This window comes from Streptomyces sp. CB01580, from assembly GCF_001905795.1.
GTDB lineage: Bacteria > Actinomycetota > Actinomycetes > Streptomycetales > Streptomycetaceae > Streptomyces.
In genome coordinates this window covers 215,331-231,444 of sequence record NZ_LIXJ01000008.1, presented here as the reverse complement: position 1 = coordinate 231,444, position 16,114 = coordinate 215,331, and the positions used below count along the sequence as shown (strand labels likewise).

Genomic DNA, 16,114 nt, shown 5'->3' with positions numbered 1-16,114 from the left:
CGGGGAAACGGGGGCGACCGGTCAGAGACCGGCGCCGCCGGCCGCGGTGCGGAAGCCGCGTACGGCGATGCCGCCGTCCACGGGGACCACGGCCCCGGTGATGTTGCCGCTGTTGCGGCGGGAAGCCAAAAGGACGTACGTCCCGGTGAAGTCCTCCGGCTCCACGCTCGCCTCGTACAGCGGCACGTTCGGGCGTTCGCCCGCCGCCTCGGCGCGGGCGAACGAGTCCTCGATCCTGCGCTCGTCGAGACCGAGGCTCTCCGGGCCCCGCAGCTGCGTGCGCATGCCGCCGCAGGCGACACCGTTGACCCGGACCCTGGGGGCGAGTTCGTAGGCGAACTCCCGGACCAGGCCGAGGCAGGCGTGCTTGCTCGCCGTGTAGACGGGGCCGCCGCCGTTGGTGTGGAAGGAGGAGTTGGAGAGAGTCATGACGATGCTGCCCCGGGTCGCTACCAGCTCGCGCCAGGCCGCCTCCACGGCGAGCAGATAGCCCTTGACGTTGACGGCGAAGACCTCGTCGAACGCCTCCGCCAGCTCCTCGCCCGTGAGCCGCGTGAGACTGCGGTGGTAGTCCCAGATCCCGGCGTTGGGAACCAGGACGTCGAGCTTCCCGAACCGCTCGACGGTGGCGGCGACCGCCGCGTGCAGGTCCTGCGTCGAGCGTACGTCACCGGTGACGGCGAGCACCCGGTCGGCGTGTTCGCCCGCGGCCTCGACCAGTACCTCCAGCTGCTCGGCGTCCCGGTCGAGCACCGCGACACCGGCGCCCTCGGCGAGGTACCGCAGCGCGACGGCGCGCCCGAGGCCGCCGGCGCCACCGGTGATCAGGGCGACGTCGCCGTCGAGCCAGCCGGCGGACGGTTCCGTGGTGGCGGGGTGTGCCGGGGTGGTCATGGCTCAGCGCTCCTGGAGGAAGTCGTTGACGAGCCGCTCGAACTCGGCCTGCCGCTCCAGCTGCACCCAGTGGCCGCAGCCTCCGAACACGTGCAGCTGGACGTCGCGGATCTGCTTGAGCATGAGCTGGGCGCCGTCGAGGGTGATGGTGCGGTCGTCACGTCCCCAGAGCAGCAGCGTCGGAGCCTTGATCCGGTGCACGTCGCGCCAGAGCGGGTCCATGCCGTGCCGCTTGCCGAAGGCCGCGTTGTAGCGGTGGTAGAACTCGATGTGGCTCGCGTCGAGGGAGGCCTCGTACCGGGCCTGGACCGTGTCCTCCCAGCGCTTGGGCTCGGCCGTCATGACGCGGATGAAGTCCCGCATCTTCTTCACGGTCGGGCCCTCGCCGTTGTAGTAGCGGAACATCGCCTTCTGGCCCTCGGTGGGAGTCGGGCCGAACGGCAGCCAGCCGCCGCCGGGCGCCATCAGGACCAGCTTCTCGACCCGCTCGGGCGCCGCGAGGGCGGTGGCGATCGCGGCCGCGCCGCCGAGGCTGTTGCCCAGCAGGTGGAACCGTTCGACGCCGAGGGCGTCGAGGGCCTGGAGAAGCGCGTCCACGGTGATCTCGGTGATGGAGCGGGCGTCCAGATCCGCCTCGGACGGCCGGTAGCTGCCGCCGAAGCCCGGCTGGTCGGGCAGGAGGATCCGGTGGTGCGGGGCGAGCGCGGGGAGGTTCTGCCGGTAGTTGGCGAGACCGGTGGCGCCCGGGCCGCCGCCGTGCAGCATGACCAGGACGGGGCCCTGCCCGGCCTCACCGACCGAGATCGTGCCCAGGGACGTCTGGACGGTGTGCTCGGTGATCTCGGGCTCTACGGCGTCGGGGGTGCGGACGGACGTCACGGGAACTCCACGGGGATGCGGGGCCGGCGGGGGTGGGCTTGCCGGTCGGTACGGGGCAGGAACGGCGGGCGGTCGTTGCCGCGGGTGCGGGAAGGGCGGTCGCCACGCGCGTGCCGGGCGTCGCACGGCGGGCGGCGGTCGGAGAACGGGCCCGGTGTGCGGCAGGAGGGGGCGCGCGGTCAGAGGAATGTGCTGATGTTCTTGGCGAGCAGCACGTTCTGGTCGAGGAGTATGTGGCGTCGGGCGATCAGCAGCCTGCCGTCCTCCCCGCGGCGCAGCAGGTCCGTACGGCCGCCCGCGTACACGTCGACCTCGCGCTCCAGCCGGTTGCGGTAGACCAGGAAGTCGGACTCGGCGACGTACGTGCCCGGTTCGTCACCGACGCGCACGGCGACGTTGGTGATCAGGTGCCGGGTGCGCGACGGCGGGTCCTCGGCCCAGGCCATGCCGGAGTCGAACCGCCGGATGCGCCAGGCGAGGCTCGCCCTGGTCTCGTCGAAGACGGCGACCTCGCCCGGGGCGCCGTCGGCGAGCGACTGCTGGCGCCGCAGCCGGTTGGTCCGTACCGGCGCCCAGTAGTGCAGGTCCTCGGCGAGCAGCTCCAGCCAGTCGGCGTAGCGGTGCTGGTCGAGGAGTTGGGCTTCCAGCGTGTAGAAACGCTGCACCTCGAAGTGGAGCAGCATGTCGTCCAGCGCCGCACCTCGGGTGTGGGCGGCGGAGTCCTGGGTGTGGATGCTCATGGATCCTCCTAGAAGGCCGCGCTGCGTCGGCTATCCCATCGCACGGCGGCGGGCGCGGGGAGCGGGTGTGCCGGTCCGCGGCACGGGCCGGGCGGTGGACCTCGGCCGGCTGCCGGACGGCGGGGAACGACAAGGGGCGGGCGTGGCCGGTCAGCCGCGCAGCAGGGCGCGCAGCTCGACGGACTCGTCGGCGAGCCGTTGCGGGGTGACGGCGACGGCGCGGGCGATCAGCCGCTGGGCGGCCTTGATGTCCTTGGGCCGGTCGATCGCCGCGGCGGCGACCACCCGTCCCGCGCGCAGCCCGAACACGGTGAACGCGGCGGACCCGGTCTCCGGGCGGCGTACGGTCTCCTCGGCGTCGGCCATCGAGCCGACCGCCTCCAGGCGGCTGCCGTACCGGTCGGACCAGAACCAGGAGGCCGGTTCGCCGGGCGCGTCCGTCCCCAGCAGTCCGGCGGCCGCGGCCTGGCCGGAGCGCTGCGCGGCGTCCCAGTGCTCGTGGCGCACCGGATGGTCGGCGCGGCGGGCGACGTCCCCGACCGCGTGGACCCTCGGGTGCGAGGTGCGCTGGGCGGCGTCCACGACGATGCCGTTGTCGACGGTGAGCCCGGCGGCCTCGGCGAGCGCGGTGTCCGGCCGGATCCCGATGCCGACGACGACCGTGTCGGCGGTGATCGGCGAGGCGTGGCCGCCGACGGTGACGGTGACCTCGTCGGCGCCGGGCGCCCGGTCGATGCGCTCCACGCCGCCCGTGACGACGTCGACGCCCGCGGCCCGGTGCCGGTCGTGCAGCGCACGGGCGATGTCGGGCCCGACGACGGCGGTCAGCGGCACGGGCACCGGGTCGACGAGGGTGACCCGGCAGCCCAGTCCGGCGGCGACCGCCGCGGTCTCGGCGCCGATCAGACCGGCCCCCACGACGGCGATCCGGGCCCCCGGGGTCAGCCGGGAGCGCAGGAGTTCGGCCTCGGCCCATGTGCGCAGGGTGTGCACGGCGGGGTCGTCGGCGCCCGGCACCGGCAGGGTGCGGGCGGTGCCGCCGGTGGCGAGGACGATCCGGTCGGCCGTCAACTCGGTGCCGTCGGCCAGCTCCAGTACGCCCTCGTCGGGGCGCAGCGCGGTCACGGCGGTCGCGGGCCGCAGGTCGATGCGCTGCTTCTCGTACCAGTCGGCCGGTCGCAGCGCCACGTCGTCGCGGACGGTGGCCCTGCCGAGCAGGACGTCCTTGCTGAGCGGCGGACGGTCGTAGGGCACGCCCTCCTCGTCGCTCAGCAGCACGATCTCGCCGTCGTATCCGCCGGAGCGCAGCGCGTCGCAGGTGGAGACGGCGGAGATGCCCGCGCCCACCAGGGCGATCCTCTTCATGCCGTGGGCTCCTGACCGGGGTGCAGCCAGATCCCGCCCTCTCGTACCTCGACCTTGTGGGTCCGGGCGGCGATGGTGGCGGGCATGCACTGCGGCTCGCCCGACCTGAGGCAGAAGCGGGCGCTGTGCAGGGGGCATTCGACCTCGCCGTCCTCGATCCAGCCGTCGGCGAGCGACGCCTGGCCGTGCGAGCAGGTGTCGTCGAGCGCGTAGTATGCGCCACCGTCGTGGAAGACGGCGATGGCGTCGCGGTGGCCGGTCCGCTCGGCGGGCACCTGGAGGGCCTCGCCCTCCTCGATGTCGCCGACGTCGGCGACCCGGACCACGTTGCCGGTGGTGTTCATCGTTCTTCAGCCGCCTTCTCGTGCCAGGCCGGGGTGTTCATCAGGTCGCGCCAGCGGGTGTAGAAGCCACGGGCGGCCCCGTCGGAGTACAGGTGTCCGGTGGTACCGGGGTGGACGCCGTCCTCGGCTCCCGTCCCGATGCCCATCTGGTAGTTGAGTGCCATGCCGCCGGCCACGAAGCCGTGCGCGGTGGCCTGGACCTCGCTCCAGTTCTCGCCGTCGTCCTGCTCGAAGATGCCGGTGGGTCCGAACGTGCGGAGGTTGTAGAGCCGCTGGGCGTTCTTCACCTCGTCGGGCATCGACTTGTCGACGATCGTCCATGCCCAGACCTCCATCCGGTCCGGGCCCTTGGGGTGCCAGACGCGGATGCTTCCGTTCACGGGGAGGTAGGAGAAGTTGGGGAAGACGTTGGCGTGTCCGGTCGTCATCGGACCCTCGACGCGCTCCTTGCCGAGGCGTTCGCGCAGCCGGTCGTAGTCGTAGTACTCGTGCACCACCTGGTCGTCGAAACGGCTCTTGGGGTGGGTCGGGAAGCCGGCGCCGTGCCCGTTCGGGTCGGTGTACTGGCGGCCCGGCGTCTGCACGATCTCGGTCTTGGGCCCCTTGCCGGTGGGTGACATGACCATCAGGGCGGAGGCGTGCGAGATGTTGACGTGGTACCAGTCGGACGAGAACTGCTCGGCGGCGAGCTTCCAGTTGCCCTCCAGCACCCACTTGTGGACCCCGCCGACGACCTCGGTGCCCTCCGGGTCGCGGTCGAGCATGGCGTCCATGTACCAGGTCATGCCGCCGAGCGCCTCGACCAGCGCGGGGGCGTCCGGGTTCCAGGTCGCGAAGATCAGGCCCTTGTACGTGTCCAGCTGGGCGACCTCGATCAGGCCCCAGCGGCTCTCGTCGAAATCGGCCGGATAGCCCTCACGGTTGGGGACGTTGATCAGCTTGCCGGAGGTGTCGAAGGACCACCCGTGGTAGTTGCAGGTGAACGCCTTGGTGGCTCCGGCGTCGGCGCGGCAGATCCGCATGCCGCGGTGCCGGCAGGCGTTGAGGAAGGCCCGGATGCGCCGGTCCTTGCCCATGGTCACGATGACCGGGTCCTCGCCCATGTACGTGCTGAAGAAGTCACCGGGCTTGGCGAACTGGGACTCGTGGGCGAGGAACAGCCAGCTGGGCGCGAAGACACGGCGCAGTTCCTGCTGATAGAGCCCGCTGTCGCTGAAGATCCCGCGGTCGACGAGGCCCTGGTCGATGTCGAAGTACCCGCTGACGTCGACGGAGGGGGCCGGGGCGCGGTTCAGGGCGCTCATGCCGTGGCTCCTTCCGGGCCGGCCGCGGACGGGGCCGGGGGCACGGCGGGGGCGGGCGGTCGGTGGTGGCCCCACAGGCTGGTGCCGTCGACACGGGTCGCGGTCCACGGGTCGAAGACGGTGATCGCCCCGTGGCCGTACTCGATCTCGAAGCCGGAGGGTGTGATCGCGTAGAAGGAGAGCATCTTGTCGTTGCTGTGCCGGCCGAGGGTGAGCGCGACGGGCGCGGCGCCTTCGAGGCAGCGGTCGTAGGCGTGGCCGACGGTGTCGAGGTCGTCGACCTCCAGCATGAAGTGGAACAGCTCGCCCGGGTCGACGTCCTTGCGCGGCTTGCGCTCGGGCTCGATGACGAGCCCGGCGAAGGCGAGCGAGTGGTGGCGCGGATTGGTGTGCAGGAACGCGATGCGCTTGCGGCCGAGGTCGCAGAAGTCGGAGATCCGGAAGCCGAGCAGTTCCGTGTAGAACCGGAGCGTCGCGGCGTAGTCGCGCACCGAGAACACCACGTGGCCCAAGCCCTGTTCGCCGGTGACGAAGCGGGCGCCGGTCGGCGAGACGAACGGCGTGACGGCGGTACGGGCGCCGTGGAAGATCTCGACCCGGACGCCGTCGGGGTCCTCGACGTGGAAGAGACCGAGCACATCGCGCTCGCGCAGCAACCGCTCGTCGGCGTGCGTCACTTCGACACCGGCGGCGGCCAGCTCCGCCGCGGCGGCGGCCAGTTCGGCGGGGCCGGGCACCTCCCAGCCGACGTAGCCGAATTCCTCGGTGTCGGCCTCGTGCAGGGCGATGCGCCAGGCCCGGTCGTCCGCGCGCAGCCGCAGCCCGTCCTCGGTGGTCCGTGCCGACAGTCCGAGCACGTCCTCGGCGAAGGCGCGCCATCGGTCGACGTGCCGGGTGCGGAGTCCGAAGTATCCCAGTCCGCTGAGTTGCATGACGGGCCGTCCCTTCAGGTCTGGTCAGGGGGTACGGGCGGGGGCCGGACGGGCTGATCGGTCCGTACGGGCAGCACCCAGCAGACGACGTCCCGGGCGGCGCTGCCACGCGTTGTGCCGCCCTGTGGAACGCGTCCGGGTCCCGCCCGCCCGGCGCCGGGTCACCGGCCGCGCCCGCGCCCTGCGTGTCCGCCGGGTCGGGCCGGTTCCGGCGGGCCCGCCGGACGTTCGTGCCGCTTTCCGGCACGGCCGCTGGCCGCCGGACGCCCGGTCCGGGAAGGGTCGGAGGTTCGCGCGGTGCGCCGGCAGGTGCCCGTGCGCCGATCCCGATGACGCCCCGCCCCCAGGAGGACCGATGCTCGCCGCCGTCGCCGTACGCCAGGACCCCGCCGATCCGCTCGGCGGGCTGGAGCTGCGCGAGGTCGCCGTCCCGGTGGCCCCGCCCGGCTGGGCAGTGGTCCGCGTGGTCGCGGCCGCGCTGAACCACCACGACATCTGGACGCTGCGCGGGGTCGGCCACCCGGCGGACCGGCTGCCCATGGTGCTGGGCTGTGACGCGGCCGGGTACGACGAGGACGGGAACGAGGTCGTCGTCCATCCGGTGATCGGCGACCCGCAGGCCGGGGGCGGCGACGAGACCCTGGACCCCGGCCGGGCGCTGCTGTCGGAGCGGCACGACGGGGCGTTCGCCGAGTTCCTGTGCGTACCGCGGCGGAATCTGATCCCCAAGCCTGCCGCGCTGTCCTTCGCGGAGGCCGCCTGTCTGCCGGTGGCCTGGCTGACGGCGTACCGGATGCTGTTCACCCAGGCCCGGACACGTCCCGGCGACCGGGTGCTGGTGCAGGGCGCGGGGGGCGGTGTGGCCTCGGCGGCCATCACGCTGGCGCGGGCGGCCGGAGCCCGGGTGTACGCGACCAGCCGGTCGGAGGCCAAGCGGGAAGCGGCCCTGGAGATGGGGGCCCATGTGGCGCTGCCCACCGGGGAACGGCTTCCGGAGAAGGTCGACGTGGTCGTGGAGACGGTCGGCGAGGCCACCTGGTCCCACTCGCTGCGCTCGCTGCGGGCCGGCGGCACGGTGGTGGTGGCCGGCGCGACCAGCGGGGCCAACCCGCCGGCCGACCTGAACCGGGTCTTCTACCTCCAGCAGAGGGTGCTGGGCTCCACCGGAGGAACGCGCCAGGAGTTCGTGTCGCTGCTGCGGTTCATGGAGAGTGCCGGGGTGCGGCCCCGGATCGACCGGGAGATCCCGCTGACCGCCATCCACGACGGCTTCCGCGCCATGATCGACGGTGAGGTCACGGGGAAGGTGATCGTCCGCCCCTGACCGGGACCGCGCGCCGGACACGGGCCGGACGACGGTGCGCGCGACGCCCGTCCGGCCCGGTTCTGCGGGTGAGGCGCCGCGTACGCCGCCCGGACACGGTACGTGTCCCCCCGGTCACCCGGCCCCTCGGATATGACATGCGAGGCACCACTTTCTCCATTTTGCGGAGCCTTTGCTCTTCACGACGCCGAGACAGTCATCTAAAGTGGACATGCGTCCATTGAAGTGGTCGCCGGAGTGTTGCGGAGGCGGACATGCTCGACCCCATCTCGACCACCGATGCCGGGAGCGCGTCCGGCACCGGCCCCTCGCAGGATCAGCAGACCGCCGTGGACAAGGCGTTGACCCTGCTGATGTCGCTGGCCGAGGAGGACCGCGAGGTCGGCGTCAGCGAACTCGCCCGCCGTACCCGGCTCACCAAGTCCACCGCGTTCCGGCTGCTGGGCATCCTCCAGCGCAACGCCGTCGTCGAGCGCGTCGGGAGCAGCTACCGGCTCGGCCCCCAGCTGTTCGACATCGGGCGCCGGGCCTACGGGCCGACGCCGCTGATGCTCCAGGAACGGCTGCTCCCCTTCCTCACCGAGCTGTACGTCCTCACCCACGAGACCGTGCACCTGGCGGTGCTGCACCGCACGGACGTCATGTACGTCAACAAGCTGCACGGCCACCGCCGGGCCCGTACGCCCACCCGGATCGGTTCGCGGCTGCCCGCGTCCTGCACCGCGGTCGGCAAGGCGCTGCTCGCCTTCGACCACGACGCGGCGGAGCTGGCCATCGCCCAGGGGCTGCCCGCGCCGACGGAGCACTCGGTGACCGATCCGGCGGAGTTCCGGGCCGAACTGGACCGGGTCCGGCGCGAGGGAATCGCGTACGAGCGCGAGGAGATCCTGCCGGGCGTCACGTGCGTGGCGGTGCCGGTCATGGGCGCGGCCGGCCGCCCGGTCGCCGCGATCTCGGTCTCCGGCGCACTGCACCGCTTCGAACCCGCCCGGGTCGCGCCGGAGCTGCGCCGGGTCGCCTTCGAGGCGGCCAGGGAGCTGGGCGCCGCGGCCCGCCCGCGCGGTCGTCGCCGCCCTGCGTCGGCGGAGCCCGCGGCCGCCTGAACCGCGCCGCCCCGCCCGGACCCCGGCACCGTCGCGCGACGACGTGCCGCCGGGGCGCCGACGGCGTCGCTCGCCCGTCGGGGGTCAGTCCTCGGTGGCCACGCCGTTCTCGCGGCGCACACCGCCGTGCACCCCGCCGGTGCCCGGCTGGACCCGCGGCACGCTCACCACGATGTGCACCACGCTCTCCCCGTCGAGGGACGCGTACAGATGCGGGCGGTCGCCGGGGAAACGTACGAAGTCACCGGCGGACAGCTCCACCGGGCTGTCCTCCGGGCCCACCCTGACCCGGCCGCTGATGACGTAGAGATGCTCGAGCGTGCCCACCGGGTGGGGCTGCGAGTGCCCCTCGCCCCGGATCCGCAGCACGTAGTTCTCGATGACACCCGAGCCGTAGACATGGTCGAGGCTGCGGACCTCGTAGCCGGACCGCTCCTGCCAGGACGCGTCCCGGCCCCGACGCACCGTCATGACCTGCTCGCGTTCGGCCACCAGTCGCGTCACCGGCACGCCGAGGGCGGCCGCGACCGCGAACAGCGTCTCCACCGTGGGATTTCCTGTGCCCAGCTCGACCTTGGAGAGCGTCTGCTTGGCCAGCCCGGCCTGGCGGGCGAGTTCGGCCAGCGACAACCCGCGCTGCTCTCTGAGGAAGCGCATGTTGCGCGCGACCACGGTGTTTCCTGTCGACACCGCACCACCATAGGGCACCTGGGCGGCCCCGGACGGCGGGAAGCGGGAGATCGATGTAGACGGCAGGGATCTCGCCGGTCCCGCAGCGGGTCCCAGAACCGGTGCCGGAGCCGGTCTCATATGAGCACGCGATACATCGACACGCCTGCGCCCACGACCGGCCGGGACGCCGAGGGCGCCCCGTATCCGGGCTGGGTGTTGCCGCAGCTCCAACAGGTCCACCAGCCACCGACGTTACGGCTCATCTGCTTGCCGCATCTGGGACACTGCACAGCGCCTCCCGCTCTCTCGCTGAGTGGTTACCCACCCCGGCCGCCCATTCCCCGGCCGACGGCGGCCGTCCGAGGCCGGGGCCTCACGGCACGGCGCACCGTCGCCGTTAGCCTTTGCGCATGTCTCCCGTGTCACACCCCCTCGACGACGTGTTCCTGCTGGGCGGCGGGTCGCCCGTGCGCCGCCTCGGCTACGGCACCGCCCAGCTGACCGGTCCCGGCTACTGGGGACCGCGCGGGGAGCGGCGGGAGGCGGTGGCGGTGCTGCGGGCGGCCGTCGAACAGGGGGTCACGCTGGTCGACACCGCCGACAACTACGGCCCCGGTCTGGCCGAGGAACTGGTCGCCGAGGCCCTGCACCCGTACCCGGACGAACTGGTGGTCGCGACCAAGGGCGGTGTGGTGCGCACCAGCGACCGCGCCTGGCACGTCGACGGCCGCCCCGAGCGGCTGCGGGCGATGTGCGAGGCGAGCCTTCGACGCCTGCGGACGGAACGGATCGGTCTCTACCAGCTGCACCGGCTGGACCCCGAGGTGCCCATGGCCGACCAGTTGGGCGCACTGGATGAGCTGAGGCAGGAGGGTAAGATCCGCCATATCGGTCTGGACACCCTCACCGCCGACCAGCTGGAGCAGGCCCTCTCCCTGACCGGGATCGCCTCGGTGCAGAACCGGTTCAATCTCCTCGACCGCTCGTCGGACGCGGTACTGAGGGTGTGCGAGGCCCACGGCCTGGCGTTTCTGCCCTGGTTCCCGCTGGCCGACGGGGCGTTGACCGGCGAGGCGGGCGCCGCACTCACCGGTGCCGCCGATCGGCACGGCGCCACGCGCGGGCAGATCGCCCTCGCCTGGCTGCTGCACCGCTCCCCCGTCCTGTGCCCCACCCCCGGCACCGGTTCGCCCGTCCATCTCGCGGAGAACATGGGGGCTCGGGAGGTCCGGCTGTCCGCCGAGGACATGAGCCGTCTGGAAGGGCTCGTGCCCGCCCGAAGGACCCGCCCCGCATGAAGGAGTGCTCGTAGGTGACCACGCAGACCACCACCCCCGTTCCCGCCCCGGCCGGGGCACCCGCTCGCGGCGCGGCCGCCCCGGTGATCCGGGCCGAGGCGGTCTCGTTGGTACGGGACGGCAACGTCCTGCTCGACTCGGTGTCCGTGACCGTGCGCAGTGGTGAGCACTGGGCCCTGCTCGGCGCCAACGGGGCCGGCAAGAGCACGCTGCTCGGTCTGCTCGGCGCGGTCAACCACCCCACCCGGGGCACCGTCGAGGTGCTCGGACGCACCCTGGGCCGGGTCGATCTGCGGGAGCTGAGGTCGATGCTCGGGCATGTCGATCCGCGGCATCCGCTGCGTTCCCCGCTGTCGGTGCGCGAGGTGGTGCTGACCGGTCTGACCAACTCGATCGAGCCGGTGCCTCGCTGGTCCCCGACCCGGGAGCAGCGAAACCGGGCCGGGACCCTGTTGGAGACCCTCGGCATGGGCGGGAAGACGGAGTCGCGCTGGCCCGCGCTCTCGCAGGGCGAGCGGGGCCGTACGCTCATCGCCCGCGCGCTGATGCCCGAGCCGCGCCTGCTGCTGCTCGACGAGCCGGCCACGGGCCTGGATCTCGCGTCCCGCGAGCAGTTGCTGGACAGTCTGGACGCGCTGCGCGAGGAGCATCCGGAGCTGGCCACCGTCCTGGTCACACACCATCTGGAGGAGCTGCCGGCGTCCACCACGCACGCGATGCTGCTGCGCGGCGGACGCTGTGTGGCGTCGGGCGACGCGGACGAGGTGCTGACCACCGACCTGGTCAGCGACTGCTTCGGACATCCGGTGCGGATCTCCCGTACGGACGGCCGGTGGACGGCGCGGGCCCACCGGGCCGCACGCCGCTGAACGAGCGGGTCCGCCCCCGACCGCGCGACCGTCCACGCCTGTCCGCGTCCGTCCACCGACGACCGTGACCGCCCACCGACGAGCGCGGCCATCGCCCGCGCAGGGGTCCGTTCGCCGCGGCTCGCAGCCCGTGACGTGCCGCCGCGCGGGCTCAGTCGTCGGCGCGGGGAACGATGTCCGCTGCCGTCGCGGCGAACGGTGTGGCCTGGTGGAAGTAGAGCGCCCAGCCCGTCCCGGTGAACAGCCACAGCGAACTGCGGTGGGCGAGGTGCCCCTTGCGTTCGGTGTCGTAGGTGAGGTGGACCAGCCCGCCGTCCAGCTGGACCCCGCGCATCCGCGACGCGGTGAGGGGGCCGGGGCGCGGGGCGCCCCGACCGGTGAGCGAGGCGATTATCGCGTCGCGGTCCCAGACCCGGCCGGTGGAGTCGATCTCGCGGTAGTCCGGGTGCAGCACCTGGGCGAGGACGTCGGCGCAGGCGCGTACCGCCGGGTCGAGGAGGCGCAGCTCGCCCTCCACCGCCGCGGCCACGCCGGGTGGCGTCCCGGTCATGCGCCGGCTCCCTGGTGCGTGGTCTCCCCGGCCGCCGTCAACTCCACCAGCTTGAGCACGGTGTTCCAGTTGCGGGAGGTGGCGGTGATGCCCGGGGCGAGGGAGGGGCGGGACAGCGCGTCGGCGAGCCTGGACCGGCCCAGCCCGTCGGGTGCGTAGAGGTACAGCGCACGGTCCCCGAGCCGGAACTCCTCGGGGAGGTGGTCCGCCGCCTCGATCCGTTCGAAGCGCGCCGCGTCCACGGGCTGCCCGAAGTAGGTGACGTGCAACTGCCTGCCCTCCAGCTCGGCGGCCGGGAAGGGACAGGCCGCGGCGACCGCCGCGAGGTAGGCGCCGTCGCGGACCAGACAGGGGACGGCGAACCCGAACCGCTTCTCGATGGCCCGTTCCAGCTCGGCGGCGAGCAGGTTCTCGTCGTCCGACGGGCTGCTGAAGACGGCGTTGCCGCTCTGCAGATGGGTACGGACGTCTCCGTGGCCCAGTTCGGTGAGCAGCGTGCGGAGTTCGGCCATCGGCACCCTCTTGTGGCCGCCCACATTGATCCCGCGCAACAGCGCCGCGTACATCGTCATGGTCACACCATAGGACGACGCGCCCGCGCGGAGCGGCCGCCGCGCCCCGTGGGGGAGGGCACGGCGGCCGTGGGGCCCCGGGCGTGACCGGTGTCCGGACACCGGTCACGCCCGGGGGGCGACTACTCGACGATCTTGAGCAGCTTGTTGGGCGTGCCCTCGGTCGCGTTGGAGATCGCGTCGGGGGTGGCGCCCTCGGTCAGCGCCGTGGCGACCTCGTCCGGGGTGGCGTCCGGGTGTCCGGAGAGGTAGATGGCGGCGGCACCGACGACGTGCGGGGTCGCCATGGAGGTGCCGGAGATGGTGTTGGAGGCGTCGTCGCTGTCGTTCCAGGACGAGGTGATGTCCGAACCGGGTGCGTAGATGTCCACGATCGAGCCGTAGTTGGAGAAGTACGACTGCTCGTCGTCCACCGTGGACGAGGCGACGGTGATCGCCTCGGGGACGCGCGCCGGCGAGGTCTGGCTCGCGTCGGAGGAGTCGTTCCCCGCGGCCACGGCGAACGTGACCCCGGAGGCGATGGCCTTCTGGACCGCGGCGTCGAGCGCCTCGTCCGCGCCGCCGCCGAGGCTCATGTTGGCGACGGAGGGGCCCTCGTGGTTGGCGGTGACCCAGTCGATGCCCGCGACGACCTGCTCGGTGGTGCCGGAGCCGGAGTCGTCGAGGACCCGGACGGCCACGATCTTCGCCTTCTTGGCGACACCGTAGCTGGCACCGGCGATGGTCCCGGCCACGTGCGTGCCGTGGCCGTTGCCGTCGTCCGCGCTGTCGTCGTCGTCCACCGCGTCGTAGCCGGAGGTGGCCCGGCCCTCGAACTCGCTGTGCGTGGTGCGGACACCGGTGTCGATGACGTAGGCCGTGACGCCCTCGCCCGCGCTGTCCGGGTAGGTGTACGCGTCGTCGCCGGCCGTCTCGGTCTGGTCGATCCGGTCCAGCCCCCAGGACGGCGGGTTCTCCTGCGTGGCGTCGATGTGGAACTTCTTGTTCTGGACCACCTTGGAGACGGCCGGGTCGGCCGCGAGTCGCTTGGCCTCGGTGAGCGAGAGGCCGCTGGCGGAGAAGCCGTTGACGGCGGACGTGAAGTTCCGGTCGAGCTTGCCGCCGTACTTCTTGGCCAGCTTCGACTTGTCGGCCTTGTGGTCCAGCATCACGATGTAGCTGCCCTGGACGGCGTCCGCCGCGTCGGCGCCGTAGACGACGCCCATCGCGGGAGCGGACGCGGCTCCGGCGACGGGCGTGTTCAGCAGGGTGACTCCGGCAGCCGCCGCCACGGCGGTTATCGCGGCGGTGAGCTTGATCCGGCGTGCGCGCTTGTGAATAGCCATGAAGAGGGGTCTCCTCGTCATTCTTTGTGGGGGGATTGACCTCCGGCCGGAAGATCTCCGGGGGTTGGCTCGAAACCCTGGCCGATTGACGCGCTCAGATCAAGACCTTCTTGCGGCTGTGACTTACACAACAAAGTTTTGTAATAGGAATTCGGCCAGGCGTGCCCAAGTCGGGCGCGGGCACCCCAAGATGGACCATTCGCACGGCTCCGACGCCCTCGCCAGGACGGCCCGTACGCTTCGCACGAGGGAAGGCGGACCGCACCGGGCCGCGCGCGCCGACGAGGACTCGGCTTGTTTACGCCCCCGACCGTCGGCGCCGTCCCGGCCCGCGGCCGACCCCGGGCTCACACGAGCCCGGCTCGGGCCCCGTACCGCGCCGGGCCCGGGGCCCGGGGCCCGACGGCGCGGCACCCCGGCCCTCGGCCCCGTACGAGCCGCACCCCGAAGGCCCCATCGGTCCGGCGAGCGGAACCTCCGCCACGGTCTGCTCCGGACTCACCGTCAGACCATCGCGACGCGGGACCGTGACACCGACCGCCCACAGCAGACCGATCCGGAACGACTCCCAGAAGAGGGTGTCGTGCAGCAGGTCCTGGAAGTTCAGCGTGCCCACCCACTGGGTGGCACGGGTACGGCCGGACTGGGCATCGGTGAAGGCCGGCGCGACGCCGTGGAGGAGCGGTCCGACGCTGAGGACCAGGATCGGGATCAGCGCGGGAAGGACGAGGAACCAGGCACCCGGGCCGCCGCCGGCCGACCGGGCACGGGCTCCGGGCGGTCGGGGCCGACGCCCGTACGGTCCACCTACGCGGGCTTTTTCGCCCCGTTCGCACGGCTGTGCTGGCTGATGTCACGAATGGGACCCCTTGCGTTATTTGATCGGATTCTTACCGCTCTGAACGCTCAGGTGATCCTCGTCATCGTGCTGACGGGCCGTCGGTTCGTCAACCCGGCCGACCTTGAGTGCGAAAATCAGATTCATGGACGAAATGCGTGCGCGTGAGGTATTGGTCGCTGCCGGACTGTCCGGCGGCGCGGAGCTGCTCGCGCTGGGCGAGAACGCGGTGTTCGCCGTGGACGATCTGGTGGTCAAGGTCGGCCGGGACGCCGTGCGCAGCCCGGAGCTGCGGGACCGGGCCGAGCGCGAAGTGGCGGTGGCACGGTGGCTGGCCGCCTCCGGCGTCCCCGCCGTACGGGCGGCGGAGCCCGGGGTGCGGCTGGTGGAGGGTCATCCGGTGACGTTCTGGCACCGGCTGCCGACGGCCGTGCGCCCCGCCGAGCCGCGCGATCTGGCGGGGCTGCTCAGGCTGGTCCACGCCCTGCCCGCCCCGGACGGGTTCGCGCTTCCGCCCCGGGAACTGCTGGGCGGCGTCGAGCGCTGGCTACGGCTCGCGGGCGACGCGATCGACCCGGCCGACGCCGACTATCTGCGTGAGCGCCGTGACGGCTTCGCCGCGGCCGCGGCGACGCTGATCCCGCGTCTGTCCCCCGGTCCGATCCATGGCGACGCCCTCCCCCGCAACGTGCACGTCGGCCCGGACGGGCCGGTACTGGTCGATCTGGAGACCTTCTCGGCGGACCTGCGGGAGCACGATCTGGTGGTGCTCGCGCTGTCCCGGGACCGGTACGGTCTGCCCACCGAGGCGTACGACGCCTTCACCGCCGCGTACGGCTGGGACGTCCGCGAGTGGGACGGCTGCGCGGTACTGCGCGGCGCCCGGGAAACGGCGAGCTGCGCGTGGGTGTCCCAGCACGCGCCGACGAACCCCAAGGCGCTCGTGGAGTTCCGCCGCAGGGTGGCGTCGCTGCGCGACGGGGACACGACCGTACGGTGGTATCCGTTCTGAGGCCCCGTCCCGGGCTTCCCGACGAGGCCGACGGCCGTCGTGCGACCCCGGCGGAGCGGAGGCCGCCCGGTGAGCCCGGTGGGCCGGGGCACG

The 16,114-nt window shown here is 72.6% G+C and carries 16 protein-coding genes and 1 pseudogene; 5 read left to right on the top strand and 12 right to left on the bottom strand.

The window, feature by feature from the left end; translation table 11 throughout:
* Window positions 1-21: 21 nt before the first annotated feature.
* From hcaB to AMK22_RS15095, 7 genes are all read right to left on the bottom strand, one after another.
* On the bottom strand, window positions 22-894 hold the full coding sequence (hcaB, locus tag AMK22_RS15125) for a 3-(cis-5,6-dihydroxycyclohexa-1,3-dien-1-yl)propanoate dehydrogenase (protein WP_073785234.1): 873 nt from the start codon (window positions 892-894) through the stop codon (window positions 22-24).
* 3 nt (window positions 895-897) lie between these two features.
* Entirely contained in the window at window positions 898-1,773 is an 876-nt protein-coding gene (locus AMK22_RS15120) for an alpha/beta fold hydrolase (protein ID WP_073785232.1), read from the bottom strand.
* A gap of 179 nt (window positions 1,774-1,952) precedes the next feature.
* Window positions 1,953-2,513, bottom strand: coding sequence for a 3-phenylpropionate/cinnamic acid dioxygenase subunit beta (locus tag AMK22_RS15115; RefSeq protein ID WP_073785230.1), 561 nt, complete (start codon window positions 2,511-2,513; stop codon window positions 1,953-1,955).
* 150 nt (window positions 2,514-2,663) lie between these two features.
* A complete protein-coding gene (locus tag AMK22_RS15110; RefSeq protein ID WP_073785228.1) occupies window positions 2,664-3,878 on the bottom strand; it encodes an NAD(P)/FAD-dependent oxidoreductase in 1,215 nt (404 codons plus the stop codon).
* Complete coding sequence (locus tag AMK22_RS15105) at window positions 3,875-4,222, bottom strand: bifunctional 3-phenylpropionate/cinnamic acid dioxygenase ferredoxin subunit (RefSeq protein ID WP_073785226.1); 348 nt, start codon at window positions 4,220-4,222, stop codon at window positions 3,875-3,877. Before AMK22_RS15105 ends, AMK22_RS15110 begins: the two co-directional genes overlap by 4 nt.
* Window positions 4,219-5,526: an aromatic ring-hydroxylating dioxygenase subunit alpha gene (locus AMK22_RS15100; RefSeq protein ID WP_073785224.1), complete on the bottom strand. Its 1,308-nt coding sequence runs from the start codon at window positions 5,524-5,526 to the stop codon at window positions 4,219-4,221. Before AMK22_RS15100 ends, AMK22_RS15105 begins: the two co-directional genes overlap by 4 nt.
* On the bottom strand, window positions 5,523-6,458 hold the full coding sequence (locus AMK22_RS15095; protein ID WP_073785222.1) for a VOC family protein: 936 nt from the start codon (window positions 6,456-6,458) through the stop codon (window positions 5,523-5,525). Before AMK22_RS15095 ends, AMK22_RS15100 begins: the two co-directional genes overlap by 4 nt.
* Window positions 6,459-6,813: 355 nt before the next feature.
* Between AMK22_RS15095 and AMK22_RS15090 the strand changes: the two genes are divergently transcribed.
* Both AMK22_RS15090 and AMK22_RS15085 read left to right on the top strand, forming a co-directional pair.
* On the top strand, window positions 6,814-7,782 hold the full coding sequence (locus tag AMK22_RS15090; RefSeq protein WP_073785220.1) for a zinc-binding dehydrogenase: 969 nt from the start codon (window positions 6,814-6,816) through the stop codon (window positions 7,780-7,782).
* 254 nt (window positions 7,783-8,036) lie between these two features.
* Window positions 8,037-8,885 (top strand): IclR family transcriptional regulator, encoded by an 849-nt coding sequence (locus AMK22_RS15085; RefSeq protein ID WP_073785218.1) that lies wholly within the window; start codon window positions 8,037-8,039, stop codon window positions 8,883-8,885.
* 84 nt (window positions 8,886-8,969) lie between these two features.
* On the opposite strand, the gene AMK22_RS15080 is transcribed toward AMK22_RS15085, so the two are convergent.
* Window positions 8,970-9,575, bottom strand: coding sequence for a helix-turn-helix domain-containing protein (locus AMK22_RS15080; RefSeq protein ID WP_242433980.1), 606 nt, complete (start codon window positions 9,573-9,575; stop codon window positions 8,970-8,972).
* 392 nt (window positions 9,576-9,967) lie between these two features.
* Between AMK22_RS15080 and AMK22_RS15075 the strand changes: the two genes are divergently transcribed.
* Both AMK22_RS15075 and AMK22_RS15070 read left to right on the top strand, forming a co-directional pair.
* The gene (locus tag AMK22_RS15075; RefSeq protein WP_073785214.1) at window positions 9,968-10,855 is read left to right on the top strand and encodes an aldo/keto reductase; all 888 of its coding nucleotides are present in this window, start codon (window positions 9,968-9,970) and stop codon (window positions 10,853-10,855) included.
* A 14-nt stretch (window positions 10,856-10,869) separates the two neighbouring features.
* Window positions 10,870-11,724 carry an ATP-binding cassette domain-containing protein gene (locus AMK22_RS15070; protein WP_079186164.1) on the top strand — a complete coding sequence of 285 codons (855 nt, stop codon included), beginning with the start codon at window positions 10,870-10,872 and terminating at the stop codon, window positions 11,722-11,724.
* Between the two features lie 151 nt (window positions 11,725-11,875).
* On the opposite strand, the gene AMK22_RS15065 is transcribed toward AMK22_RS15070, so the two are convergent.
* The 4 genes and pseudogenes from AMK22_RS15065 to AMK22_RS40835 all read right to left on the bottom strand — a co-directional run.
* On the bottom strand, window positions 11,876-12,274 hold the full coding sequence (locus AMK22_RS15065) for a nuclear transport factor 2 family protein (protein ID WP_073785212.1): 399 nt from the start codon (window positions 12,272-12,274) through the stop codon (window positions 11,876-11,878).
* Complete coding sequence (locus tag AMK22_RS15060) at window positions 12,271-12,846, bottom strand: DUF1697 domain-containing protein (protein ID WP_073785210.1); 576 nt, start codon at window positions 12,844-12,846, stop codon at window positions 12,271-12,273. Before AMK22_RS15060 ends, AMK22_RS15065 begins: the two co-directional genes overlap by 4 nt.
* Before the next feature lie 122 nt (window positions 12,847-12,968).
* Complete coding sequence (locus AMK22_RS15055) at window positions 12,969-14,171, bottom strand: S8 family peptidase (RefSeq protein ID WP_073785208.1); 1,203 nt, start codon at window positions 14,169-14,171, stop codon at window positions 12,969-12,971.
* A 517-nt stretch (window positions 14,172-14,688) separates the two neighbouring features.
* Window positions 14,689-14,961: pseudogene (locus AMK22_RS40835) on the bottom strand (sugar ABC transporter permease); the annotation flags it as partial.
* A gap of 193 nt (window positions 14,962-15,154) precedes the next feature.
* Here AMK22_RS40835 and AMK22_RS15045 point away from each other — a divergent pair.
* Complete coding sequence (locus tag AMK22_RS15045) at window positions 15,155-16,021, top strand: phosphotransferase enzyme family protein (RefSeq protein WP_073785206.1); 867 nt, start codon at window positions 15,155-15,157, stop codon at window positions 16,019-16,021.
* The last annotated feature ends 93 nt before the right edge of the window (window positions 16,022-16,114 follow it).

Coding starts and splice junctions, on each gene's coding strand:
- hcaB (WP_073785234.1), bottom strand. CDS start 894: ATGACCACCCCGGCACACCCCGCCACCACGGAACCGTCCGCCGGCTGG.
- AMK22_RS15115 (WP_073785230.1), bottom strand. CDS start 2,513: ATGAGCATCCACACCCAGGACTCCGCCGCCCACACCCGAGGTGCGGCG.
- AMK22_RS15110 (WP_073785228.1), bottom strand. CDS start 3,878: ATGAAGAGGATCGCCCTGGTGGGCGCGGGCATCTCCGCCGTCTCCACC.
- AMK22_RS15105 (WP_073785226.1), bottom strand. CDS start 4,222: ATGAACACCACCGGCAACGTGGTCCGGGTCGCCGACGTCGGCGACATC.
- AMK22_RS15100 (WP_073785224.1), bottom strand. CDS start 5,526: ATGAGCGCCCTGAACCGCGCCCCGGCCCCCTCCGTCGACGTCAGCGGG.
- AMK22_RS15095 (WP_073785222.1), bottom strand. CDS start 6,458: ATGCAACTCAGCGGACTGGGATACTTCGGACTCCGCACCCGGCACGTC.
- AMK22_RS15090 (WP_073785220.1), top strand. CDS start 6,814: ATGCTCGCCGCCGTCGCCGTACGCCAGGACCCCGCCGATCCGCTCGGC.
- AMK22_RS15085 (WP_073785218.1), top strand. CDS start 8,037: ATGCTCGACCCCATCTCGACCACCGATGCCGGGAGCGCGTCCGGCACC.
- AMK22_RS15075 (WP_073785214.1), top strand. CDS start 9,968: ATGTCTCCCGTGTCACACCCCCTCGACGACGTGTTCCTGCTGGGCGGC.
- AMK22_RS15065 (WP_073785212.1), bottom strand. CDS start 12,274: ATGACCGGGACGCCACCCGGCGTGGCCGCGGCGGTGGAGGGCGAGCTG.
- AMK22_RS15060 (WP_073785210.1), bottom strand. CDS start 12,846: ATGACGATGTACGCGGCGCTGTTGCGCGGGATCAATGTGGGCGGCCAC.
- AMK22_RS15055 (WP_073785208.1), bottom strand. CDS start 14,171: ATGGCTATTCACAAGCGCGCACGCCGGATCAAGCTCACCGCCGCGATA.
- AMK22_RS15045 (WP_073785206.1), top strand. CDS start 15,155: ATGGACGAAATGCGTGCGCGTGAGGTATTGGTCGCTGCCGGACTGTCC.